The 24,854-nt window shown below is 40.4% G+C and carries 23 protein-coding genes; 5 read left to right on the forward strand and 18 right to left on the reverse strand.

Features of this window, described 5'->3' with window-relative positions; all coding sequences use genetic code 11:
- Positions 1 to 317: 317 nt before the first annotated feature.
- Positions 318 to 1,730: a hypothetical protein gene (locus CH352_RS18445; protein ID WP_100705782.1), complete on the forward strand. Its 1,413-nt coding sequence runs from the start codon at positions 318 to 320 to the stop codon at positions 1,728 to 1,730.
- Positions 1,731 to 1,747: 17 nt separating this feature from the next.
- Here the strand turns inward: CH352_RS18445 and CH352_RS18450 are convergent, their stop codons facing one another.
- The 8 genes from CH352_RS18450 to CH352_RS18485 all read right to left on the reverse strand — a co-directional run bounded on the left by CH352_RS18450 (position 1,748) and on the right by CH352_RS18485 (position 11,468).
- Positions 1,748 to 2,560: an NADH-quinone oxidoreductase subunit B family protein gene (locus CH352_RS18450; protein WP_100705783.1), complete on the reverse strand. Its 813-nt coding sequence runs from the start codon at positions 2,558 to 2,560 to the stop codon at positions 1,748 to 1,750.
- Positions 2,557 to 3,975: a hydrogenase large subunit gene (locus CH352_RS18455; protein WP_100705784.1), complete on the reverse strand. Its 1,419-nt coding sequence runs from the start codon at positions 3,973 to 3,975 to the stop codon at positions 2,557 to 2,559. Before CH352_RS18455 ends, CH352_RS18450 begins: the two co-directional genes overlap by 4 nt.
- Positions 3,972 to 5,195, reverse strand: a complete 1,224-nt coding sequence (locus CH352_RS18460) for a formate hydrogenase (protein ID WP_100705785.1) — start codon at positions 5,193 to 5,195, stop codon at positions 3,972 to 3,974. Before CH352_RS18460 ends, CH352_RS18455 begins: the two co-directional genes overlap by 4 nt.
- Positions 5,192 to 5,803 carry a formate hydrogenase gene (locus tag CH352_RS18465; protein WP_100705786.1) on the reverse strand — a complete coding sequence of 204 codons (612 nt, stop codon included), beginning with the start codon at positions 5,801 to 5,803 and terminating at the stop codon, positions 5,192 to 5,194. Before CH352_RS18465 ends, CH352_RS18460 begins: the two co-directional genes overlap by 4 nt.
- A gap of 2 nt (positions 5,804 to 5,805) precedes the next feature.
- Positions 5,806 to 6,696, reverse strand: coding sequence for an NADH-quinone oxidoreductase subunit H (locus CH352_RS18470; protein WP_100705787.1), 891 nt, complete (start codon positions 6,694 to 6,696; stop codon positions 5,806 to 5,808).
- On the reverse strand, positions 6,663 to 8,384 hold the full coding sequence (locus CH352_RS18475) for a proton-conducting transporter transmembrane domain-containing protein (protein WP_100705788.1): 1,722 nt from the start codon (positions 8,382 to 8,384) through the stop codon (positions 6,663 to 6,665). Before CH352_RS18475 ends, CH352_RS18470 begins: the two co-directional genes overlap by 34 nt.
- Before the next feature lie 12 nt (positions 8,385 to 8,396).
- Positions 8,397 to 10,328, reverse strand: coding sequence for an alginate export family protein (locus CH352_RS18480; protein ID WP_100705789.1), 1,932 nt, complete (start codon positions 10,326 to 10,328; stop codon positions 8,397 to 8,399).
- Between the two features lie 168 nt (positions 10,329 to 10,496).
- Positions 10,497 to 11,468 carry a sodium-dependent bicarbonate transport family permease gene (locus tag CH352_RS18485; RefSeq protein WP_100705790.1) on the reverse strand — a complete coding sequence of 324 codons (972 nt, stop codon included), beginning with the start codon at positions 11,466 to 11,468 and terminating at the stop codon, positions 10,497 to 10,499.
- A 523-nt stretch (positions 11,469 to 11,991) separates the two neighbouring features.
- On the opposite strand from CH352_RS18485, the gene CH352_RS18490 reads away from it, so the two are divergent.
- Positions 11,992 to 13,626, forward strand: coding sequence for a helix-turn-helix domain-containing protein (locus CH352_RS18490; RefSeq protein WP_100705791.1), 1,635 nt, complete (start codon positions 11,992 to 11,994; stop codon positions 13,624 to 13,626).
- Here the strand turns inward: CH352_RS18490 and ychF are convergent.
- The 3 genes from ychF to CH352_RS18505 all read right to left on the reverse strand — a co-directional run bounded on the left by ychF (position 13,623) and on the right by CH352_RS18505 (position 16,410).
- Positions 13,623 to 14,720 (reverse strand): redox-regulated ATPase YchF, encoded by a 1,098-nt coding sequence (gene ychF, locus CH352_RS18495; RefSeq protein ID WP_100705792.1) that lies wholly within the window; start codon positions 14,718 to 14,720, stop codon positions 13,623 to 13,625. The two genes, CH352_RS18490 and ychF, sit on opposite strands and share 4 nt — an antisense overlap.
- A gap of 68 nt (positions 14,721 to 14,788) precedes the next feature.
- A complete protein-coding gene (locus CH352_RS18500; RefSeq protein ID WP_100705793.1) occupies positions 14,789 to 15,745 on the reverse strand; it encodes a hypothetical protein in 957 nt (318 codons plus the stop codon).
- Positions 15,742 to 16,410, reverse strand: coding sequence for a hypothetical protein (locus tag CH352_RS18505; RefSeq protein ID WP_100705794.1), 669 nt, complete (start codon positions 16,408 to 16,410; stop codon positions 15,742 to 15,744). Before CH352_RS18505 ends, CH352_RS18500 begins: the two co-directional genes overlap by 4 nt.
- A 101-nt stretch (positions 16,411 to 16,511) precedes the next feature.
- Here CH352_RS18505 and CH352_RS18510 point away from each other — a divergent pair, with 101 nt between their 5' ends.
- Positions 16,512 to 17,420, forward strand: coding sequence for a UbiA-like polyprenyltransferase (locus tag CH352_RS18510; RefSeq protein ID WP_100706238.1), 909 nt, complete (start codon positions 16,512 to 16,514; stop codon positions 17,418 to 17,420).
- 1 nt (position 17,421) lies between these two features.
- Positions 17,422 to 18,036, forward strand: coding sequence for a UbiX family flavin prenyltransferase (locus CH352_RS18515; RefSeq protein ID WP_100705795.1), 615 nt, complete (start codon positions 17,422 to 17,424; stop codon positions 18,034 to 18,036).
- A gap of 60 nt (positions 18,037 to 18,096) precedes the next feature.
- On the opposite strand, the gene CH352_RS18520 is transcribed toward CH352_RS18515, so the two are convergent.
- Genes CH352_RS18520 through CH352_RS18535 form a run of 4 tightly spaced genes read right to left on the reverse strand, consistent with a single transcriptional unit; the run spans position 18,097 to position 21,016 of the window.
- Entirely contained in the window at positions 18,097 to 18,780 is a 684-nt protein-coding gene (locus tag CH352_RS18520) for a hypothetical protein (RefSeq protein WP_100705796.1), read from the reverse strand.
- Between the two features lie 40 nt (positions 18,781 to 18,820).
- A complete protein-coding gene (locus CH352_RS18525; RefSeq protein ID WP_100705797.1) occupies positions 18,821 to 19,867 on the reverse strand; it encodes an Mrp/NBP35 family ATP-binding protein in 1,047 nt (348 codons plus the stop codon).
- A complete protein-coding gene (locus tag CH352_RS18530) occupies positions 19,857 to 20,759 on the reverse strand; it encodes a metallophosphoesterase family protein (RefSeq protein WP_100705798.1) in 903 nt (300 codons plus the stop codon). Before CH352_RS18530 ends, CH352_RS18525 begins: the two co-directional genes overlap by 11 nt.
- Complete coding sequence (locus CH352_RS18535) at positions 20,756 to 21,016, reverse strand: lipoyl domain-containing protein (RefSeq protein WP_100705799.1); 261 nt, start codon at positions 21,014 to 21,016, stop codon at positions 20,756 to 20,758. Before CH352_RS18535 ends, CH352_RS18530 begins: the two co-directional genes overlap by 4 nt.
- Before the next feature lie 69 nt (positions 21,017 to 21,085).
- On the opposite strand from CH352_RS18535, the gene CH352_RS18540 reads away from it, so the two are divergent.
- Positions 21,086 to 21,919, forward strand: a complete 834-nt coding sequence (locus CH352_RS18540) for a hypothetical protein (protein ID WP_100705800.1) — start codon at positions 21,086 to 21,088, stop codon at positions 21,917 to 21,919.
- Here CH352_RS18540 and hslU read toward each other — a convergent pair.
- The 3 genes from hslU to CH352_RS18555 are packed head-to-tail and all read right to left on the reverse strand — an operon-like array spanning position 21,916 to position 24,834.
- Positions 21,916 to 23,352, reverse strand: a complete 1,437-nt coding sequence (hslU, locus tag CH352_RS18545) for an ATP-dependent protease ATPase subunit HslU (protein ID WP_100705801.1) — start codon at positions 23,350 to 23,352, stop codon at positions 21,916 to 21,918. The genes CH352_RS18540 and hslU overlap by 4 nt on opposite strands.
- Positions 23,349 to 23,906, reverse strand: a complete 558-nt coding sequence (hslV, locus tag CH352_RS18550) for an ATP-dependent protease subunit HslV (protein WP_423789686.1) — start codon at positions 23,904 to 23,906, stop codon at positions 23,349 to 23,351. The genes hslU and hslV overlap by 4 nt, the downstream gene beginning before the upstream one ends.
- Complete coding sequence (locus tag CH352_RS18555; RefSeq protein ID WP_100705802.1) at positions 23,881 to 24,834, reverse strand: tyrosine recombinase XerC; 954 nt, start codon at positions 24,832 to 24,834, stop codon at positions 23,881 to 23,883. Before CH352_RS18555 ends, hslV begins: the two co-directional genes overlap by 26 nt.
- Positions 24,835 to 24,854 lie beyond the last annotated feature (20 nt).

Below are 24,854 nucleotides of genomic sequence, written 5' to 3' on the forward strand. Positions count from 1 at the left end.
TCCCTCCCGGGTGTTCTCCTTCAGGCGTAAAGACCATATTAATTACGTCACTCAACCGGTCAAATCTCTTTTGTATTTATTTCTCTGACTTTTCCCTTTTTTTCAGGGTTTTAGAACTCCTGTTCTTGGATGTAAATATGGTGAATATAAACTGAAGAACCCGAAATAAAGAGTTCATCTTTTGTTCAACTTATGATCATTCTTCTGTCGCATAAATAGATTTCCAAGAGACGATGATTCTATTATTATAGAATTATAAAGAAAAGTTTGCTGGATTTGGGAAAGTATTCTACGGACTTAAAGATAGGAGAATTCAATTGGGACCGGCGAAAGAATACATAGATCAGTATTTAAAAGAAAACGTTCTGCAATCGGAAACAATCCATAGAATGAAACATGTGATCCGTGAATTTAGTTTAAGAGCTCCTAAAGTGCTGGTTACTAAATGTATAGACGGACGAGTTCATGGGAGCAAATTAAAAGGATACCCTGTTACTACAATACGCTTCGGTAGAACGGATGGAAACATTGTTTCTACTAACTTGAATAACTTTTGGTTTTGGAACCGTATCGATCGAGTCGTAAACGACGCGTTATGCAACACACCTGGGGTGCCTGCATTATTTATCGCATATATGCATAGATCCGATATTCCTGGATTAGGTTGTGCTGCACACGGGGGAAATGAAGAGGCCGCCCGCGCTGCTATAAAAGAACAGGCAGAAGCAGTCAGAAAAGTTTTTTCGAAGGATCAACTATACGTGATCGAAGGAATTACGAATACTGATTTAATGTCTGAAACTTTGGTATTCGATGACGGAACTATTGTAGATTCTCAGGAGATCGTTGCAAATTTCGGATTTAATGAACCTCCCGAAATATTCCATTCTGCTTTTTTAAAATATCAAATTAAAGATCCTGCAATTTCTAAAAATGTAGGATTTAAGACTCCGGAAGAATTATTTTCCGGCAAAGTTCCGGATTTTTATGCTGATTTTCAGACTTCTCTCTCTCTTAAGTCCTTCTTGATCCGTGAAATTTCCGCAATCATTTCTTCCGGAGAAATAGAAATCCAAAAATTGATACATCCGGACCTATTTCATGCGGTTTACCAAAAACTTTCAGGAATTAGGGATCTACCTTCTACACTTCTTCCTAGTTTGTTGTACCAGATTATCTGGAATGTGGCTTATACGTTAAACCAAAAAAGAAAACTTTCCAAATTACCAGCACAAGAACGTTGGAAACATTTAGATCATGCAGAGGAATTGATCTGTTATGGAGAAGGTTTCGAACTATTACAAAGAAATAAGGCTGTTTTGGTAAAAACGGGAAGAGGGGATGATACAGATGCTCTACTCGTTGCCAAAAAAGTTTTGGATAAGAATAGGCAAAATGATCCCAAGCCCTACCCTGCTATCATTCATTTGAATGTGGAAATTTCGGGAGAACTTAGGAGCTGGGAAGATTTTAACGAAAACGTTTCTTCTCGCGTAAATACTATGGTCCGTAATTTGGAAACGGTCTTTCAGAGCCAGGAAGTGGTGATCTTGACAACTTATTCATATCTGGACCAAAAAAGATTTTATCCGATCCATACAAAATTAGATCCAAGGATTTCTTATCCTACCGACGTAATCTTAGATATAAACGGAGAAGATAAATTTTCCGGGATAGGTTTAAAAACGAAGGAAGCGTTTTACGCGGGAGAAATGATCACTTCCGCGTAAAACCTTCCTCAGGAGATTTAAGATTTAGAGCGTCGTCCCGAAATGAATTTGGAGAGTTCTTCTCTAAAGGAGAACTTCTTCTTGCCCATCAAATAACGAAATGCGCTTATGATTACATCTGGTCTTGGAGGATCGCCTCCTATAAATAGGTCCGGTTCTTTCGGCAATTTTCCTCTTTGGAATAATCCACCAGAAACAGCTTCGGTTCCACATGCAATGAGAGCCTTCGGTCCCGGAGTCGTGTCCCACGCCACTTGCAAAGGGATTTCCATATTCGGTCCGACCGGCCCTGCAAATACGACGGCATCCGAATGTTTGGGCGAAGCAACCACCCTTACCATACTTGCTTCACTGTCGAAAACCGCATTAAAACTTGCGTTGATCTCAGCTTCCGTTGCGTTGTTCCCGCTTGCTGCCACTTCTCTATACTGGAAGCCGGTGTTTTTGGTGATCTTACGGAATTGTTTTACGTTTTCGGAAATTTCTTCCTCGTAGGTTGCCGGAACTCCATCTATATAACGTACTTTTAATGCTTCTCTATCCACAGAATATACATGAACGAATCCTGAATTTTCCAATTGTCCGGAAGAAGCTTCTACACAATGGCCGCATTGCAAACATGCACCGTAATCGAATATTACCTCCTTGGAAGAGGTAACTTTTAACCCTCCGGTGGGGCAAACCTTCTCGATGGATTTATCCAAATGAAATCCCTTTTTTGAAGAAGGAACAGGGATCCCTCTCGCATTCGGATTGGTTGGCCCCATCTTTTCAAAATTTAGATTTTTCGCCGGAAGAAATATATTGATGATTTCCTGGATTTGTTTCATAGATCCACTCCCACATAACTGAGGTTGAAAGATTTATTATTGAGAGGAAAGTCCCCGATATTCTCCCCTCTAACTGCAAGTTCTAAAGCATGCCAGTTCGGAACGGATGGATCTCTTACATAAGCTTCTGAAATATCACCGGAAGAATTTAGGGAGAAGGAAATTAAAACTGGACCTCTCCAACCTTCTGCGGTACCAAAATAAACACCGGGTTTTGCTTTAGAAACTTTCGTTTTTTGGAAACTTTCATATACTTTATGAAAGTTTTTTAATACTGGAATTGCCTTGGTCAACCAACGTCCACTATTCTTCAATTCTTCATAACGAAGATAGAATCTTGCCCAAGCATCTCCCTGCATTTGACCCGCATCCAGATCCAAATTAATGGATTCTCCTGCGAGTGAATAACTGGAATCGTGATGACGAAGGTCTCTGGAATATCCCGTACATTTTTCCACCATTCCTACAAAGCCTAGATCTTTGAGTTGTTTAGTTGTGAGCACTCCGCAGATCTGTAATCTTTCTCTGTTAGTGGATTTGTTTGCAGCTCTTTCGAAATGGCCCGCGACATCAGAAGTAACATCTTCGATCTTTTTTGCCAGATCGCTTAAGAAAGATTCGGTAAGTTCTTTTTTAAGTCTTACTTTTCCTGGGCTTAATGCTCCTCTTCCGAAACGAGAACCTGTTAGAGCTTCCATCACTCCGAGAGGAACTCCTCTCTGCATCGCGCATACACCTTGGAGTGGATAATAACCTACGTCACCTGCAATTGCTCCCATATCTCCGATATGGATCGCTATCCTTTCTATTTCTAAAAGAACTGTTCTTGCAAAATTTACTTCTTCCGGAACTTGAATACCGTGAGCTTCTTCGAATGCTTTGCTGAATGCGATTGCATAAGCGATTGTAGAATCGCCCGAAATTGCTTCCGCATAAGGAGAAATAGATTCTTTGTTAAGACCTTTCATTTTCTCCAAAAGGCCTCTTTTTTGGAAACCAAGACGAATATCCAGATTTTGGATCTCTTCTCCCTCGACTATAAAGCGAAAATGCCCAGGTTCTATCACTCCTGCGTGGATTGGTCCTACTGCATGCGAATAAAAAGAAGTCGGAACTGGAACATTGATCCCTCTATAAACCAGATCTTTGATGCCTGACTTGGTAAGGAATTTTTCGAGAAGATGTTTTCTATCTTGAGATAAGTATCTTTCGTAATCCATAGAAGAATAATCTTCAGCGCCTTGATCAGTGCCGAGGCTATGCCGAAGGACCCATATAGGATTTGAATGATCTTCATATATACTTTTTTCTGCGGTTTTAGAAAGAATTTCTTTCTTTATTCCTTCCCGAGTGAGCCAGAAACGATGAGTTTGTTTCGTTTCCGAAGTGTGAAAAATTCCGGTAACGTTTTTCATAATACACCTTGTAATAACAGGTAAAATCCCCAGCACCCAGTGCTAAGTAACAATAGAAGTAGGAAAAATCCGTTGGTCATTCTGATCGTAAGAGTGGTGGATAGATCTTTTTGAAAGGGTCTTCCTTTTATATTCAAAAGAGGAGCAAGTTTATATAACATTACTCCAAAGAATACGATCCCTAAGATTGGAACTAAAATCACAAAAGTTTTTCCGCCTATCTGTCCTGCCTTGATCAGTATTATATCGGTTACGAATATCGGTGATCCAGGCATAACGAATGCTAAGAAGAGCGCTAAGATGAATAGAGATAAAGCAGGTTTGTTGATGGAATCCGCCTGTATAATCTTATGAAGTTCTCTCTTTCCAGCGTCCATTCTCACGATTCCCATACTGATGAATAAAAGTGATTTTACCACCAAGTTAGTCGCCATCATGTAGAGAAAAACAGTCTCGCTTAAGTCCATCCAGAGGAAAACAGCTATGGCTCCTGTATGGAAAAGTGCAACTTTTGCGGAAATCCTTCTGATATCGTCTCGATCATATACGGCAAAAATACTCAAGAAAATCGTTAATATCCCCAAGACCAATAAACCGTCCGCACCACTGAAAGTATGAGGGAAAAGTTGATGGTCTAAGTGAACGAAAGGCCTAAGAGCAAAACATACCGAAACTGGAATGAATGAAGAAAGTAAAGAAGATACCTGTGAAGGACTTTCTCCGTATGTGTCTTCTATCCAAACATGATTTGGGAAAAGCCCAAGTTTAGCAGTGTATCCGAAAATTGCGAGCCAGAGACCGATCTCTACCCAGATGATCTCAGGATGAGAAGAGGAATTTGCCGCCAAAAATTCAATTGGTTGGTTGATCACATGTAAAGAAGAACGGAGAAGTATGATCCCTAAGAATGCGATACCTAATCCGAATGAATTGATCAGCAAAAATTTCCAAGCTATCGGAAAGGATTTTTCTGTTCTGCTGGAAGAGATGAGTAACGCACCTACAAAGGTTGTGGCTTCTATCAAGACCCATTGTAATGTAGTAACATCCTCATTCCAATCTCGAATGATCCAGACGGTAAAGTTGATCGCGACGCAGATGACGAACAAAACGGACCAGAATAACAAGTTAGTCTGGTTCTTTGTAGGACCTAAAACATAGGTTAGGAAAATTAGGACGAAGACCCCCGCTCCGATCCCTAAAAGAATATCGAAGTTCATCTGGAAGTTTCCCCCTTATATTGTTCGCTATTGATCCGGAGAGCGGCACCCGCTCCCATGATCAAGACCGCATCCAGGAAGGATCCGAGCTCGCTTCCGATCGGAACTCCCGATTTTAGAAGTAGAGTGAGTAAGAATGTTCCGTTCTCAAAAATACTGAAGCAGGCAATCACACCGATCCAGTTCCTTCTAACTATAAAACCGATCACTCCAATATAGATGAGAAGAAGGACATACAATAAACCGTATTGATGGGATTTTCCGAAGAATGCGGAGACCATGTCCATGAAGAAGTAACAAGCCGCAGCACCTGCGAACAAAAGTGCGAGTGTGGGAAGATAGCCTACTTTAGGAAAAGTTGATTCAGGAGAATGTATCCTTCTCGCTGTCCAAAAGAGAATGATGGGAGTTAAGATCCCTTTGAATACGATCACCATTGCCGCTAAAAAGATGGAATGGAAACCGTCTCCGCTTTCTTCTTGGTAAAGGGGAAGTAGTAAAAGAAAACCTTGGACTCCTAAAAGGATAACTACCCTTTTGAGCCTGTTTTCTAAAAGAATGACCACACCGGTCAGTAGGATGATAAGATAACTAACGTCTGCGCTCATATTTATTTACCTAGCTTCAGAAGAATTCCCAGGATCAGCATGAAGATGAAATTCAGTCCGAGTAATTCAGGGATCCAAATCCATTTTCTTCTAGTACTGTTCGCTTCCCAATAACCGATTAACGCGGAGAGAAGAATGGCTCCTCCGAAGGATGCTAATTCTTTCCAAATAGGAACGGAAGAAACTCCTAAGAATACTTCCATATGTTCCAGTCCTAATTTTGTAAGAAGTAAGAACAAAGAGGCAGTTTTGAATTGGTGAGCCAGTTCGAAGAATGCTCTAGTTCTTCCGGAAGCTTCTAATAACATTGCTTCGTGAACCATTGTAAGTTCTAAGTGAGTTCTCGGATCGTCAAACGGAGGTTTGGCGAGTTCGGAAAGAACGATCAATGTTGCTCCCAAGAAAAACAAGATCGCAAAAGAAATATGTGCGAAGTTTTCGTGAAATACTACGTTGGATTCTAATACGACGAGCACTAAGATCAGGATTGGCTCCCCAAAGATAAAAAGAAGAGTTTCTCTTGCTGCCCCCATTCCACCGAAAGAAGTTCCGTTTTCCACTGCGTAAGCCACAGTAGCAAATCGGATCATGCCGATCAAAAAAGGGATTAGTAGTAAAGACGCCCATTCGAAAGAAACTAAGGACCATAAAACTAATCCGAAAGCAAAGGCGAATATCGCAGAACTTTCAGAGAAAAATCCGGAGAAAGGCCCATCTATCGGACTCTTTTTAAGCATACGAACGGTATCGTAAAGTATCTGTAGAACAGGTGCCCCTTTTCTACCTTGAGCATAAGCCCTGATCTTTTGGAGAACACCCCCGCATAAGAATGGAAGAGATATAAAGGCTAAAATTTGGATTAGAATGCCAAATAAGAAAGTAGCTGTGACCATATGTCTCCCTCCGCAAGACGAACGATGATGATTACGATCAAAATTGTTAAGACAGTAAAAGAAGAATAAGTCAAGTCTACCGAGATGGATTCGTCATCTGCTCCTCTGATCTTAGCTTTCAAAGAGGAAAGTATTCTTAATAAAATCTTAATGAACCCTTTGTCCAATCTGGAATTGCCTGCTTCGTCGGCGAAATATCTGCCTAAAGGAGCGGCTAACGGATCGGAAAGAGCTGAACTTGCGATCGCTACCTCCGATCCGCCGAATAAGCCGCCACAATCCCACAGTTTTCTCTCTTTGATCTTATGCCTGAGTCCTAACAACCCTACGCTTAGCAATATAACTAGACCGATTACGTTCAAGATCCCGATCCCTCTAAACCAAGAGAAATCCAACCATTCGACTCTCACTGCATAATAGTTTGTGAGGGTAAGAATGATCAAAGGTGAGATCAATACCAAGGCACCGGTCAAAAATAAGGAAACACTGATAGTTGTATTTTTCCCATGGTCTTCAAAATTTGTGCGAGGTCTGGAAAGAACAAGTCCCAGGAAAAGTTTTAAGTGAGCAGCAGCCCCTACCGCTAAACCTGTGCAGACTAAAATGAGAAGAGGAAGAACAAGTGCCGCGCTAGTATCTGCAACTTCTAAAACTGCGGATAATAATTTAATAAATGTGGATTCGGATAAGAAACCCGTGGTTCCTGGGATGGCAAGAAAGCTCATTGTCCCAATTGCAGCTAAAAATGTAGGAATTCCACTGGTCCTTCCCACGCCTGTGTTTCCATCCGCATCGGATCTGCCGGATAATTTAGTAAGATATCCGAAAAATAAGAACTGGAATGTTTTACTGATACTATGATGGACCAAAGAGATCAGGAAAAGAACTCCGAATGCTTTACTGAGCATTCTTAAACTTTCCTGTTCGCTGGCTTGCCAATAAGCCGAGAGAAGTAAGCTTAACCACAAAAAGTTCATATTCTCCACAGTGCTGTATGCAATGGATTTTTTGACTTCTCTACTGAATAATGCAGTGATACCTGCCCATAGTACACCGACTCCTGCTATCGGTATAAGAATAGCTGCGTAATAAGTTCCGGGCAAAATTGGAAGAGCGAATTTAGAAAATAATACCAGAGGTAGATTGACTAATAATCCGGAGTAAGCTGCAGAAGCATGAGCGGGCGCTCCCGCGTGAGCTTCCGGCAGCCAGAAATGAACTCCAAAAAATGCGGACTTGATCAAAAGTCCCAAGATCAAGAAGAATAATCCCGATCTTGGATCATTCGAAAATATCCAGAATGTAAAACAGAAGGCCCCGATCCCTCCCGCAGCGACTAACGCTACGAAACTTCGGATGGAGGCGTCATTCCATTTGCCTCCAATATAAAGAAGAAAGGCGCTTATCGTGGATAATTCCCAGAAGAGAATGAGCCATAAACTTTTTCCTACCAGGTAACAAATCCCTGTGCTTAGGAAAAAAACGGCGTAGCCAAAGATGACCAACGCCTTTCTTTCTTTTTCATAACCGTATACATATACGGCTATGAAACTGCCTAGTATCGCTTGGAGAGATAACCCAAGACCGATCGAACTATCTTTCCCGAAAAAATCCACTCCGAGCACATTTCCTATTAGGAAAGGTGCAAGAAGAGAAGTTATGACGGATAGATAAGCCAATACTGTCATACGTGTTCCTTTTTAGAAGCCTGCGTTAACTTGGAAGAAGAACATATGAGCCATAGAGGCCGTTCCGTTCGCTCCTGTCGCAACTCCTGTGTTCAAATGAAGACCTGCGGATTCAGTTCCGACTGCCTGAAGATTGTAATGATAGAGAGCATTTCTCTGATTTTTAACTGCATTACCTGCAGTCAGGATACCACCACCGATCCAGATGGAAACATAATCGTTTACAACATACATCCAAGTAAAGTCGACCTCGTTGTATAGATTTTTTCCTGTTCCGCCTACCTGAATAGTAGTTTGTCCAACGCCATTACTTTCAGTAGAAGCTCCAGTATTTGCGGCACCATTAATCGCATACCAAGCATCCTGCGTCTGGACCTTGTTATTGACGATATAAGCAGCGTAGAATGTTCCGTAATGGTCAGTCTTATAAGAAAAATTGAGATTATAAGAACTTAAGTTTTTAGTATCAATATTTTCAGAAAGACCTGAGACGTTATTCCAATAAGGAAATACTCCGAAACGAGGACCTGGAAGAGTTTGGAAGGTTCCGCTACTTCCGTCCGTACGATTATTATCACCGGATGCGTAAGTGTATTGGAAACCGGCTCTTAATTTTTCGAAGAAGGTATAACCAGTCTGTAGGACGTGAAATGAACCGGAATATCTTTGCGCCTGTGTACCGTAACTATGACCGGAAAGACCTGCTACATTATTCTGCACATAAGAGTCCAAAAGTGGATCCTTTACGGTTCTTTCTCCAGTCGCTCCTGTCTGCCATGCGCTTTCAATCGCCCAATCCAAAGCTCCCCAGAATCCATCCTTAGGAAGGTTATTATTTGCAGTTCTATTGGTAAGTCTAAATCCGGTAGTGATCAAATCGCTCTGTTGTTTCGCCCAAGAGTTATTATAAAGATCTAAATCCGATTTAGCTCCTGCGATCGCGGTCTTTTTGGTCAAAAGCCCAATGGAGTAAACGTCCAGAGTAAACCAATCTTTTGCAGTTACAGAGTTATAAGTACCTACTATATACTGATCTGGTTGACCAGGATTTACTACAGTCGCCTTTTTAGTGACAGGGTCGGTGATGGTAATCGGTGCGTTAGCCGAAACTACTCCGTTTACACCATTCTGGTTGGCTGCAATCTTGGTTCCGAAGAAGTGGATCTTATAATTGTCCTGATCGAACATGATCCGAGCTCCGTCGTAAGATAAACCGTTCATGGTCCAGTTGGCACCACCGAGCATTCTTTGATCACCATACGCCAAAATTTGTCTACCTACCTGAACCTTAGCATCCAAAGGAAGCTTTTTCAAAATAATAAAAGCTTCACGGAGGGTTGTTTGGCTCGGGATGGTAGTCCCAGATCCGGCAGCGGGGTTACTCGTTGTAGTCGCTCCCGCCCCATCGAAAGTGTTGGCACGAACGTCTCCAACGCTAGCTGGAGTTTCTCCTCCCCAGACTCTTGCATCTTGGAAAGTCACTTTTGCTGAAAAATAAGGACTAGGATCGATGATGAAAAATACCTGAGAGGTCTGCATCGCTCTGGAAGTATAACCTTTATTCGATTTATCGAATGCTAGGTTGTATCTGTCCTCGTATCTAGGACGAACATATGCGCCTATTCTGATCCAGTCGTTTAGCCATGCCTTTTTACGGTTTGCTACTTTTTTACCTAGTTCCGGTTCGAAGAATGTACTTCTTGTAAAATCTGGAGTTAGACCGCTAGTTTTCATAGTAGAAACATAACTGTCTTCTTCCTCCGCTGCGGACTTTTGAGGAGTTGCAGTGACCGGGGTTGGGCTAGGTTCCGCAGTTACAGTACCTTTGTTCGCCGCTTGAGAAAATACGCTAGGGGAACCAACGGTCAAAAGCAGTAAGATTAAACTGAATTTACCGGCCGGTCGAATTTGGTGGATTGTTTTAATGAATCGAAACATTTTCATATTGGTTCTCCGTGTTTTATTTGTCCCAAATATTAGAAATACTCTCTAATATTTAAAACCGGATATAAAATCCCCTAATTCAGGGATCGTCCAAAGAATTTTAATTTTTTTATATATTAAGCAAAAATAAACCCTCCGAGAGAGACTCTCGGAGGGGAATAAAATACCCTACATGATAGCCTTAACTAAGTAGTGATACAATGGTATCCCGAGGATGATATTGATCGGGAATACGATGGATAATGCCACCGTAAGGTAGATACTCGGATTCGCTTCCGGGATCATATCCTTCATTGCTGCAGGAACCGCAATATAAGAAGCGGAAGCACAAAGAACTACGAACATCAATGCATCTCCTTCTGGCATGTGAATCACCTTAGTGAGAAGTAATCCTACGCTTGCGTTGATAATCATTAATAGGATTGAAGCAGCGATCAGGAAGAAACCTACGTGAGTAAGTTCTTTGAATCTTTTTGCTGCAGAGATTCCCATATCTAAAAGGAAGAATGTTAGGATTCCTTTAAATAAGTCCTCAGTGAACGGTTTCTCAGCGTTCCAGCCGCTGTCTCCGGTCAAGTAACCTACAATCAAAGAGCCTACTAAAAGGTAGATAGAAGATCCGAATAATGCTTCATGAAAAAGAGCCTTCCAGTTGATCGATCCGCCGCCGTTTGCTTTGTTCTTAGAAAGTCTATCCAGGATAACAGCGATTACGATCGCCGGAGATTCCATAAGAGCCATACCAGCTACGATAAAACCACCGTATTCAACGTTCAAATTGTGAAGATAAGCGCCTGCAGTTACAAAGGTTACTGCACTAATGGAACCAAACGAACCGGCCAATGCGGCAGCGTTATGTTTCTCTAATTTGACCTTGAGAATATAATACGCATAAATTGGCACCAAAGTCGCCATTACGCTACATGCTAAAAGAGTTAATGCATGTTCAGAACTAAAAGGAGTCTTGTAAAGCTCGTGGCCTCCCTTGAATCCGATCGCGAAAAGTAGATACATCGAAAAGAATTTCGAAAGAGCCTCAGGGATCACCAAATCCGATTTGAAGATGATGACTCCCATTCCTAAAAAGAAGAACAGTACCGGTGGGTTTAGTATGTTCTGTATAATCGCCGAATCTGCCATTTGGTTTTTTCTCCTCGGGTTTTGTTGTCCAGGTTTCCCGACTTTTTTAGTTCCTTCCTAAGTAGGAGACGAACTTATATACTACAAGACCTTCCAAGCTTATAAAATTGGACACTAAAAAATTCTGATTTAGGAAAAATTTTCTAAGATTTAGACCTTTGGACTTTTTGTGCTTAATTTATCAGCAGCGCAATTGGAATTTGTGGAGTTAATGACAGCATGGCATCATACTTTAGGACTAATTTAGGAATAAAAATTGAATTAGTTTTTTCTTAGAGAGTTTTAGAAAACTGAAGTCAAAATCTTTCCATTCAAAGTATTTTTTTATATTTTAAAGCTTATCGAAAATACAAGAATTAGAATTCCAAGATTATAAAGTTAGATAGTTGAGTTTAGATTTTTGGAATTTCTTATAATTTTGAACGAAATTCGACCTGGGTATTATTTTTGCTAAAAAATGAAATGACTGGGGAAAAATACCTGGTATCCTACCTGGAAAGGGATTCACTGGTATTAGGCTTAAATGAAACAATCCAGTTCTAGAATCAGAAATCCTTTCTACTCTAATATATATTTTCGATCTCTGGTTCTATTCTTCTTGGGAGCTACTGTTGTAAATTTTTTAAGCGCAGCACCCACTCTTCCTTCTGCTGATATCATTCGATTAAACCCTTCTTCCCCTGTAGAAAATATTAGTTCAAAAATGGAATACAGGTACAGAGGATACCAGTTCCGGCATTGCAAACCGGAAACGATCTCTTTTCTCCATCAGTTGGAATGGCATCATAATGCAGGGAATGTTCTTCGTTTAAAAAGAAGCCAGTCCGGAAATTGGCTCAGATTCAGACTTGCAAATGAAGGAACAGAACAACTTTACAGGACACTCGTCCTGCTCTGGCTGAATGTACCGGATGCGGAACTTTGTTCTGTGGATTCAAAGGGAAATTTCGAGGCAGGATTTGCAGGTTATGACCTGGATCCCATTTGGAATGATTTTATTTCTCCTCTTCCCCATTTCAATATTCGTTTGGAGCCTAAGGAAGAACGGACCTTCTACCTTTATGTATTATCCAACGAGGACATCAACTATCCAGTTCGATTATTATCAGAAGATGATTATATGGTCATCGTAAGACTGAGATCTGTTCTATTTTTAACTGTAGGATTCGTGCTATTTTTCGCCTTCGGTTATAACTTGTATCTCTATTTTAAGTCCAGAAAAGCCTTGTTTTTAGCCCTCCCCCTACACCTGACTGCAGTGGGAGCGACTCTGTATTTTTTACATGGAAAGGAATTTGCATCCATAGTAGGAAATGAGAACAATCTATTTCGCCATAACTACTTCTTATTTTTGGGGCTCACTCATATAGTTTTCTTCTTCTATTTGGCCGCATGGAATAAGGAGAATTCTGGTCTGGTCTATAGATCCCCATTCTTCTGGTTGGTATGTTTTGCGGGGATTTTATATCCTCTCATTCCGCTTTATCAATTTTGGTATGATCATCGGATCTTAGTTTTAGTACTGAATTACGGATGTATGTTATTCTATTTTGGTAAGACCCATATTTCTTCCATTCGCAATAACACCGTCTACGAAATGTTTTTCATTTCCGTATGGGGCATTTTCCTTCTTCTGGATCTATACAAGACAATATTCCATTTCGACTTTTATCCATATAATAGAATGGCCGTGTATGGAGTATTATATTACCTTCCTCCCTTGACTGTGTTCGTATCGTTATTGTCGAGAGAGATATTGAGAAGAAAAGAAGAAGAAGGTTCTAATCGTAAAACCCATCTTTCTTCCTTGGATGTTAAAGATTTTGTAGTTAAGATAGAATCCTTACTGGAAAAAGAAAAAATTTATCTAACCAAGTCTCTAAAAGAAGAACATATGGCAAAAGAACTCGGGATCACAATCCATCAGCTTTCCGAGCTGATCAATACGGAGTTCAAAACCAATTTCCCATCTTTGATCAATCAATACAGGGTGGAAGAAGCTAAAGTATTGCTAAATGAGTTCCCGGATGAGAACACAACGGAGATAGGTGCGAAAGCAGGATTTAGTTCCAGATCTGCGTTTTATCTGGAATTCAAAAAGTTAACCGGAACTAATCCGAATTCTTATCGTAAAGAAAGTAGTGGCAAAAGCGCTTAAGCGTTTACTCTAAAAAAGATAACGTCTCCATCTTGAACGATATATTCTTTTCCTTCGATCTTTAGTTTACCTTCTTCTTTTACTTTGTTCGGACTTCCTGTTCTGTCCAGGTCTTCGAATTTCATTACTTCTGCCCGAACAAATCCTTTTTCGAAGTCTGAATGGATTACGGATGCGGCGATCGGTCCTGTGCTTCCAACACCTGTGGTCCAAGCTCTCGCTTCTACTTCTCCAGCCGTGAAGAATGTTACAAGTCCTAAAAGTTTATATGCAGCTTGGATCATTCTGTCTAATCCACTGCTTGTTTCTCCGATCTCACTTAAGAATTCTAATTGTTCTTCTTTGCTCAGACCTGAAATTTCTTCTTCGAATTTTCCGCAGAGAGTGACAACTTCTGCTCCTTCAGCCAAGGCCATTTTTTTTACGGATTCCACAATTGGATTTTCTTTGGCGATAGCTGCTTTATCTGTGATATTCGCCACATATAAAACTGGTTTGGAAGTGATCAGGTTGAATGTTTTAACTAATTTTTGTTCTTCCGGTTTGATATCCGCAAGTCTAGCCGGTTTTCCTTCCTTCAAAACAGCTAGTATTTTATCTAAAACGGCAGTTGCTTCTTGTGCTTCTTTATTTCCAGCTTTTGCGTTTCTGGAAATTTTTTGGTACTGCTTTTCTACCGATTCAAGATCCGCAAAAATAAGTTCCATCGTAACGACTTGTGCGTCTTCTACCGGATCAATTTTACCGTGAACATGAGTGATGTTTTCGTCTTCGAATGCTCGGACTACATGGCAGATCGCATCCACTTCACGGATATGAGAAAGAAATTTATTTCCGAGACCCTCCCCTTGGCTTGCACCTTTTACCAATCCTGCGATATCCACGAATTCCATGATTGCAGGTATTTTCTTTTGGGGTTTGTAAATTTCTACGAGCCTGTCCAGCCTTGCGTCCGGGACTTCTACAATTCCCTTGTTTGGTTCGATTGTACAAAACGGATAGTTTTGCATTTCGGCACCTGCCTTGGTCAATGCGTTAAATATGGTTGATTTTCCTACGTTTGGAAGTCCTACGATCCCGCAATTCAAGCTCATACAGTCAATTTTTGAAAGAAAGAGAATCTGTAAATTCGTTTAGATTTATAGTCGGGAATAAGAAGTCTTTATTCCAGGATCCAGGACTTATTCGATTCTTTGGAATTTAAGGTTTGGACTTCTTCATTAATACGGATCAGTCTTCCATTCCTAAAAAATAACTCTAAAATACTGATCTTTAAGGAATCAGGAGTTGCTCCACATCCAAAGCTATATTCTCCATTAAAGAAACGCAAAGCTCTCGGTGAAGATAATAGAACGATAGAAGGTAAAGTATCCGAAAGTTCTTTTTTAAAATTAGATAATCCTTCTGTGATCGGATTCTGATCTTCTTTCGGTTTTTCGCTCGGATCTTGAGCGAGTAAAAAGTGGAATATCTGAGACTCAGAAGTTTTGGAGAATTGAGTTTTAAAATCTGAGATCCAAGAAGATGGATTTTTTTCATCAACTTGTAGCGATTGGAAAGAAGGAGAATAAAATACAAAATTCAGTCCGCCTTCTTCCTTTACGGTTAAAATTCCAGGCGGGATCACAGGTTGTTTTTTTGCAGAAAGTTTAGGAGCTTTTTTTTTGGATTTTTTCTTAGAAGAAACTTTTGGTTTTGTTTTCTGTTTTATGGCCTTCTTAGGTTTCAATTTTTTAGTAGAAGGTTTTGTTGTTTCCTTTTTAGGAACTACAGAATGATGACCGGTGAATATAATCTCTGCACCTAGATTTTTTTTTAGCCTTTCAACTTCGTCGGAGGTTTTAGGCAAATAGGGAGCAGAGACGAGTAGAATTGCCCCTCCTCCTTCTTGGATCTTTTGTTGTTTGTATCTTTTGTACCGAAGACCTAAGGTTTTTTCGAAATCGAATGGAGTTTCTTTTTCCGACTGCAGTGGACAGTAAACAACGAGTCCGATCGGAGAATCTTTTCTTTCCGATGACTGCGATTGGATCTGTAACGAAGGTCCTAAAAGAACTAAGGCAATTAAAACAACCAGCGCACCTAACTTTTTGATCTCGAGTTTTGGAAGAAAATTCATTTGGATAAAGAGTATTGAAAAACTTCTTTTCTTAAATTGAGAAAGTATTTTTGAAAAAGTCTTTGTTCTTTTTCCCTAAATTCTAATGTTCTGGCCTCGAATTTAGGATCCATTTTGGAAAGTTGGGAATTCATTTCGGAAAGATGAGATTCTTCTTCCTTAATAATACCTTTTAAGGATATTCCAGTGTTCTTTTGGTCCAAAATTCTGTCATAGGTTTCGTAGACCGAACCTGCTCTTTCTTCTATTAATTTTGTGACATATAAATAGCAGAGAAATGATTTGTTATGCTTCGGTAAGTTTTCCGCTTCGAAAGATCTCTCCACGGAAAGATCTAATTTTTGGAAATAGAAAACGGCGGAAAATCCGCAAAGTAAAGAATCCTTTTCGAAATTTTGCGTGCTCGACGGTTTTACTTTTAATGCTATTTTTTTAAAATAAGCGGCATGTCTTGCTTCTTCCGAAGCATGTCTTAAGACCATTTCGGAGAGTAATGGGCCCGATTGACTTGTATGAATTTTACGAGAACCGATATGTTCCAAAAGAGAAAGAGTGTTTAACCATTTAAAGTGTAGCGAAGGAGAAGATACGATCTCAGTTAATAGAGAATCAATTTCCTCCGAAGAAATGTTTGGATTTGGCTTGGTATCCGTGTTTTGGATCATAGATACGATGATTTCCCCAGGAGGTCAAAAAATCATCCATTTTCGTTTTGGTTCTAAAAAATCTGCTTTCTAACTAACAGTATTCTATGAGACTTCCTCTGATGGCTTCCAATACTCTTGCTGCTCTAGGCAAATACGGTCGTTTTATAAAATTCTCCCATACTTTATTTGCTCTTCCATTTGCAGGGATCGCATTCGTTCTCGCAATCTTACAAGAGCCAAGTCTTTCTCTTCTCGCCATGGGCCAGAAATTATTTTGGATCTTAGTCTGTATGGTTGGAGCAAGAAGTGCAGCCATGGGATTTAATAGATGGGCAGATCGTAAGATTGATGCTAAAAATCCAAGGACGGCAAATAGAGAGATCCCAAGCGGTCAAATCTCGGATTTTATGGCAGTGGTCTTTATCTTAGGAGCTTCTTTCGTATTTTTTATAGGAAGTTGGTTCTTAAATCCACTTTCTTTTTATCTTTCTTTTCCAACTCTATTTCTTCTATTAACTTATTCTTATACAAAACGTTTTACGTTCTTATGCCATTTTTATCTGGGATTGACAATCGGTCTTGCTCCTCTTGCAACTTGGATCGCTATCAGAGAGGAATTTTCTTGGATCGCAGGATTTTGGACCTTAGGACTCGCTTTCAATTTGGCAGGATTTGATATTCTGTATGCTTTGCAGGACAGAGAATTTGACAAGAAAGAAGGTCTTCATTCAGTTCCCGTTCGTTTCGGGGAGAAAGGTTCTTTTATAATATCAAGAATTTCTCATATTCTTTCTGTCTCTTTTCTCGCTGTGGCAGCCTGGTATGCAGGTTTTCAAGGAGCTTTCTGGGCGTTTCTGGTATTTGTAGCATATTTATTATTTAGAGAACAGAAGATCGCCTCCGAAAATAAGGATGGGAACTTTCCACCTAGTTTTTATCAGATCCATTCTTGGATCTCTCTTGTGATCTTTTTAGGAATTTTGGCAGAAACCGGTCCAGGCTTAGTTTCTCTTTTTTCCAGGTTTTAATATGAGCGAAGAAAAACCTTTAAGACTGGTACTTGCAATGGCTGGAGCAAGCGGCTCCATCTATGCTGCCAGATTTATTAGAGCTCTTATGGAAATTCCTGGAGAAACCTGGTTTGTTCCAAGCCCTGCTTCTATTCGAGTTTTTAAAGAAGAATATGAAACGAATGTACAAACAGGAGAAGATATCATAGAATTTGTACGTAAAAAATGGAATCCAAAACAAACTCACAAATTTCATCTTAGAAAATTCGAAGATATAGGTGCAGATATAGCTTCCGGTTCCAATATTTGGGATGGAATGGTTGTGCTTCCCTGCTCTATGAAAACGGTAGCTGCGATTCGCATCGGTATCACTGAAAACTTGATAGAAAGAGCGGCTGACGTAACCTTAAAAGAAAGAAGAAAGCTCATCTTAGTTCCTAGAGAAACGCCTTACAATCGTATTCATTTGGAAAATATGTTAGCTCTGCATGATGCAGGTGCGATCATCGCTCCTGCTTCTCCTGGTTTTTATCAAATGCCCCAAAGTTTAGAAGATTTAGGGGATTTTATGGCGACTCGGATTTTCAGACTTTTAGGAAAAGAGATAGATTTTTATCCTCGTTGGAATCCATAAACAATTATTGATTAAAAGGAAAGAATCCGGGGCCGGCTGACCCCGAATGGTCTTAAGGAATTAAACTGCTTCTAATGCTTGGATCTTTTTATTTAGATCGGAAGCATCTTCGTATCTTTCGTAAGAAATGGCATTGAACTTTTGCAGATACAGACCGACTAATTCTTCTCCGGTTTGGCCCGGAACTTCCAAAGCTTTGCGGAAATTATGAAGATCGAACTCAGGGTGTTTTCCCGAAAAAGTTTCTACCAGTCTTTCCATATGAAGAAGAGAAGCTTCTCTCGCGATCCCGCTAGAGCGTCTTACTTTTAAAGAAAGATTTGCTAAGGCATCTAGATAGTCTCTAACACCTTCCGGTTCTTTTTCCTGAACAGGGAAAGATCCACCTTCTCTGTTTTTACATAGTTCTACATATCGAATAACTACATTTTCGAAATGATCCATTCTTTCTTTAATATAAGAATTGGAATCTTCTTGGCCCGCTGGCATTTCGAAGTCTTTGATCTTTACCACATCATACTTATCGTAATGATCTGTGATGATCCTTTTTAGATCATCGTAACTGTCCAGGGAGACAGGAGGAAATGTTACAACAGGAAAGTTCTCTCCAATTCGGAGGAAACTAACCACTACGTTGGAAGCGATAATTTTGCCGCCCGGAAATAGCGGATTTTCTCCAACAACGTTGCAATATACTATGAGGTTTCCGGATGGATTCTTCTCTGTGCCTTTTTCGAACTTCACGGTTTGCCTCCCTCTGTACTAACTGACTGGCCCCAGAGTATTATTCCCACTTTTTTATCTCTTCAGCCAGGTTTTGGAGTATGTTTTTATAGGATTTTGCGATAATTCCGTCAGGTTCTTGAAAAACCAGCGGTTTTCCCGCTTCTCCAGCACTCATTACATCCATAGTAAGTGGGACCCCTCCCAGGAATTTTGTATCGGCAGAATCTGCTAATTTTTGACCTCCGCCGCTAGAAAAAATCGCAGAAGCATGTCCACAATTTGGACACACAAATTCACTCATATTTTCCACAACACCTAGTATAGGTACTTTGACTTGTTGGAACATAGATGCGGCTCTATTTGCATCTAAAAGTGCTACTGTTTGTGGCGTGGTTACTAAAATTGCTCCGTCTAAATCTATGAGCTGAGCAAGAGATAATTGTACATCTCCTGTTCCCGGTGGAAGATCTATAAATAAGAAGTCTAATTCTCCCCAGACGATATCATATAGAAATTGTTCTACCGCCTTTCCGAGCATTGGACCCCGCCATACTACTGGTTGTTTCTCTTCTATTAAAAAGGAGAAGGATATGATCTTCAGTCCGTCTTTTTCTAATGGATAAATTTTATCTTCTTCTGCTTTGAGTGCAACCTTGCCGTTGACTCCGAACATTTTTCCGATAGAAGGTCCATATATATCCGCATCCATCACTCCCACTTTGTATCCCATTGCGGCTGCAGCAGATGCAAGGTTTACTGTGACTGTGGATTTTCCGACCCCACCTTTTCCGGAACCGATCGCGATTACCTTTTTGACCCCGAGTATCTTATTGGAATCATCCAAGGTCATTTTAGGATCTACTTCGAACTTGATCTTTACTTTTCCGACTCCTTCTTTTTTAGAAAGTGTCTGACGGATCTGTGCTTCTAATCCGATTTGTACCCTTCTGTCTTGGCTAGGTGTTTTGACTAGGATACTTGTTTCTTCTTCTCCGATTTCTAGAGAACCGATCATCCCGAGAGATACGATGTCTTTTTTTAGCTCTGGATGTTTGATTTTTGTGAGTTCTCTTTGGATATCGATTGGTTGGAGTTTACCGGCCATTTGTTTCCTTTTCTTGGTATGAGATCGTTTGTGTTTCAGTGAATTCACCTTCTTCATTAGAAAAAGTGAATCTTTTGATATTAATTTGCGTTTCGTTCCATTCCATCAGATGGAAACCGCTTTGGTGTCTTTTGTCTGAAATTCTGGTACTGGATGCTGAATTGATCACATAGTATGGTTTTTCTGGATCCGGATATTTGACCCAGTTCGTATGTACATGACCATGTAAATAGGCTAAAGGTGGCCTTTTTTTCAGAAGTTCTGCGATTTCTTCCCTGTTTTTCATTTTATGACCGGAGCTTTCCTGGCGTTCCGGAGGATTCCAGATCGGATGATGGCAGATTAGAATATATTGATCCAGTTTTTCTTTTTCCAAATATTCCAATGTAGAATGTACTATCTCTTCTCCGACATATCCATACGCGTTCAGTACAGAGAGTGGCATATTAGAGTCCCAGCCTACGAGAGCTAGTTTTCCTATTTTTTTGATCCGCAGATAATCTTTTTGAAGAGGGATACTCTCTCCCATCCAAGGTGAGAAAAATTTTTCATAATAAGGTAGATCTAATCCTTTTGTTCCTGCTGCAATACTCGTGTACCGATCATGATTTCCAGGGATCATGAATGTTTTGTCCCCGAGTACAGGCGCTAGGATCTTTTTGGATTCTTCGTATTCTGTCCGATGAGAAACATTTGTGATGTCTCCTGAGATAACAATTATATCCGGATTGATCGATTCTACTTTTCTGACGATTGCATCCCAGAGAAAAATCGGATACTTTCTCATACGCCGAAAGGTATAGTTCATATATCCCGGGATCATCTTACCCTTCAAAGTCATGAAAGGAAGTGCTACGGGAAAATGCAGGTCCGATAAATGGACCAATTTCACTCGGAAACTTTCCTCCGGATCATTCCCAAAATTTCTCCTTTTTTGATGATGGAACCTTTCTCTCTGTCGATTCTCGCTAGTATTCCGCTAATCGGAGATTCCATTGGAAAGGAAGCCTTGTCCGTGACTAATTCGCAGACTTCCGATCCTTCATCGATCCTGTCTCCCAACCGAAAATTCCATCGAACTAGTTCGATTTTGTCGGTATCTCCCAGGTCTGGAGTAATCAGTTCGAAATCTTCGGTTTTTGATGCCATCTCTCTAAAACCAGCTTGCCGTATAGAGTCCACAAGCCAACGTGTACTAAATTTTCTAAGTTCCCTCCTATGGCAAACCAGAAATCTGTCCTCAAAGGGGCTCAAATCCTCCAAAATATAGAAGAACTCAAACAGAGAAGGTTCTTCCATTTAGAACTGAAAGGTCTCACAAAACCTACCAGGGATATTCTTTCCGAACTCGTTAACGGTCTTTTAGAAGAGATCGGTGCCAACCCTCTCGCTGCATTTCATCTATTCAGCGGACTCATGGAGGCATTATTAAACGCGATCAAAGGAAATATCCGCCATATTATTTTCAGAGACGAACTTCTGAAAAAAATAGAAAGGCTCGGTGAGACCCAAGAAGAAGCTGAAGAACTACTTGAGATCATCATGGATACTTCTCCTCTTCGTGACGCGATGCATCGATATGTGGTTCCAGATAAGATCAAAAGACAGGTCCAGAGTATTCTTCAATTAGAAGATAGGATCCGCGCTAAAAAACAGATCTTAAAAGACGAAGAGAAGGAATTTCTAACCGACGTACGTTATAAACTTAAGAAAAACAGAATGCGAATTTCTGTTAAGATCAAGATCACCAAAGACGAATTAAATTTCAGGATCCGTAACGATTCTCCGATCCATAATATGGATTTTGGACGGATCGAAGAATCTCGTATTCGCCATAAACAATTGTTCGACCAAGGAAATTCTGCCGACTTCTTCCGTCCTGAGTTTTTGGACGAAAAAGAAAGTGCGGGTTTCGGGATCGCGATGATCGACGAAGGTTATTATACTATGGGTCTGAATCCTCTAGATCTTTTGACGATCACTTCCGGATCCAGAACTACCACTGTATATATGAGATATCCTTTAGCTGCATTACGCGAAATGGCGTTTTAAAGAATATAACGACTTAGGTCTTTATCTTCTACGATCCCTTTTAGTTTGGATTCGACAGCGTTTTTATCTATGGTGAGGCTTCTTTGGTTTTCCGGTAGATCCGGACCTTCGAAGCTTAGATCTTCTAATAGTCTTTCCATGATGGTGTTTAATCTACGCGCGCCTATATTCTCATGTTTTTCGTTCATGTCATAAGCGATCTTTGCGATCTCTTTGATCCCGTCCGGCGCAAATTCAATTTTAATACCATCTGTTTCGAGTAATGCTTGGTATTGTTTTACTAAAGAAGATCTAGGAGCAGTTAAGATCTTTTCGAAATCATCCATGGATAATTTTTCTAGTTCTACCCTGATTGGAAAACGTCCCTGCAACTCAGGAATAAGATCAGAAGGTTTAGACATATGAAATGCACCTGCCGCGATAAACAGAATATGATCCGTTACGATCGGGCCGATCTTCGTGTTTACAGTTGCACCTTCTACGATTGGAAGTAAGTCTCTTTGTACTCCTTCTCGCGAAACATCAGCTCCTGCTCTTCCTTCTCTACTTGCGATCTTGTCTATCTCGTCTAAGAATACTATGCCCATTTCTTCGACTCGTTTTTGGGCTTCTCTTTGTAACTTGTCTGGATCTAAAAGTTTTTCTGCTTCTGCTTCTTCTAAAACTTTGAGAGCTTCAGGGATCGGTAATTTTCTCTTTTTTTGTTTTTTAGGCATTAGATCGCCCAAAACATTTTGGATATGATTGTCTAGATCTTCCATATTTCCGGCGCCAAATACTTGTAGCATTGGAAGCCCTTGTGGACCTGCTTGAGGAATATCTATCTCTATAATTTGTTCGTTTAGTTTCCCGGACTTAAGCTTCTTTCTCATAGTCTCTCGGGTTTCTAAAAATCTTTTTTCTCTCTCTTCATCTGCTTCGGTCGTGGAAAATCCGATGGAAGGTGGATGAGGATCTGCTATAGAAGTTTTGGCCGGGAAAGGAAGTAGGATATCCAACAGCGCTTCTTCCGCTCTTTCCTTTGCTTTAGCTTCTACTTCTTTTCTGAATTCTTGTTTAACTAGGTTTAAAGAAACCATTGCAAGATCTCGGATAATACTTTCCACGTCGCGGCCTACATAACCTACTTCCGTAAATTTTGTACTTTCTACTTTTAAGAAAGGTGCACCGCATAGTTTGGAGAGTCTTCTTGCGATCTCTGTTTTTCCCACTCCTGTGGGGCCGATCATTATGATGTTCTTCGGATAAATTTCTTCTCTTAGTTCCGGATCTAGTTTTCTGCGTCTAGTCCTATTGCGAAGAGCGATTGCCACGGCTTTTTTGGCGTTTTTTTGTCCTATGATATGTTCGTCTAGTTTTGAAACGATCTGTCTAGGAGTGAGTTCATCATCCCCTACTTTGGTCTCACCGCTTGAGGGAAGGAATTCGCTCATTGTCCGATTTCCTCTACAATTATATTATGATTCGTGTATATACAAATATCTGCAGCTATGTTCATGGCTTCCTTTACTATTTGAGAAGGTTCCAAGTCGGTATGATTATATAACGCTCTGGCCGCGGAGAGTGCATAATTTCCGCCGGACCCTATTGCTAAAATTCCATCGTCCGGAGAAATTACATCTCCTGTTCCGGAAACTAAAAAAGATTCGTCCTTATCGGCTACGATCAGCATCGCTTCTAGTCTTCGAAGCGCTCTATCGGATCTCCATTCTCTTGCAAGTTCGACCGCGGATCTGGAAAGACTTCCTCCGAACTCATGAATTTTCTTTTCGAATAGTTCGAATAAGGTGAATGCATCTGCTGCGGATCCCGCAAAACCGGATACAATTTTGTCAGAGTAAAGTTTACGGACTTTTTTAGCGGTGTTTTTCATGACGGTGTTTCCGAAAGAAACTTGTCCGTCGCCTGCGATCGCTACTTTTCCGCCTTTGCGAACGCAGAGTATCGTAGTTGCATGTATTTTATTTGGATTTATCGAGTCTTGCATGTGGGTGAGCCTTACGGTAGACCTCTTTGATCTTTTCCTTACTCACGCTCAGGTAAACCTGGGTGGTGGATAGAGAGGAATGTCCCAAAAGCTCTTGGACTGCGCGGATATCGGCGCCGGCATCGAGTAAGTCCGTTGCAAACGTGTGACGGAATTTATGGGGGGTAATGGGTTTGTCCCATCCCATTCTTTTCCTTCTCTCGTTCAAAATATACCGAACCCCTCTGGTCGTCAGTTTATTTCCCTTTTGATTCAGAAAAATTTCATCGGATCTGGGGCGAAATCTAGGGCGCACATCCAAGTATTCATTCAAACTTTGGATTGCTTCTTTTCCTAAATATACGTATCTTTCTTTTCTTCTTTTACCAAGGACTTTTAAGATAGTATGATCTGCAGATAATTGCACTAAAGTCGCATCGACTAACTCGAAAACCCTGAGTCCTGACGAATACAGAACTTCCAAGATTGCTTTATCTCTGACATTGAGAATTTCGGATGCGTTTTCATTCTCATATTCGTATTCTAAAATACTTTCGGTTTCTTCTATCCTGAAATTTTTAGGGACCTGTTTCCTTGTTTTGGGAAAACTAACGGAAAGGATCGGGTTTCCAGGAACCAAATTATCTTTTAATAATACTTTGTAGAATGTTCTAAGGCTGGAGAGTTTTCTGCTCTGGGTCCTTCTGTCTAAACCTTGGTTTTTGGAAAGGAATGCGAAATAAGAACGAACATCCACAGATTCTAATTGGTAAATTTCGATCTGTTCTTGTAGGCAGAATTCGAAGAATGATTTCAAGTCCAGGAGATAAGCATTAAGAGTGTTTTGGGAATAATTTTTTTCCACTCTTAGATATTCGTAAAAACGAGATGCGGCAGAATTCAGGATTTCAGATGGAAATTGGGGAAGTTTGACCGCGTATTCGCTCACAGGTTTCTCCGGATAAAAAT

It is taken from the genome of Leptospira hartskeerlii, from assembly GCF_002811475.1.
Classification (GTDB): Bacteria; Spirochaetota; Leptospiria; order Leptospirales; family Leptospiraceae; genus Leptospira_B; species Leptospira_B hartskeerlii.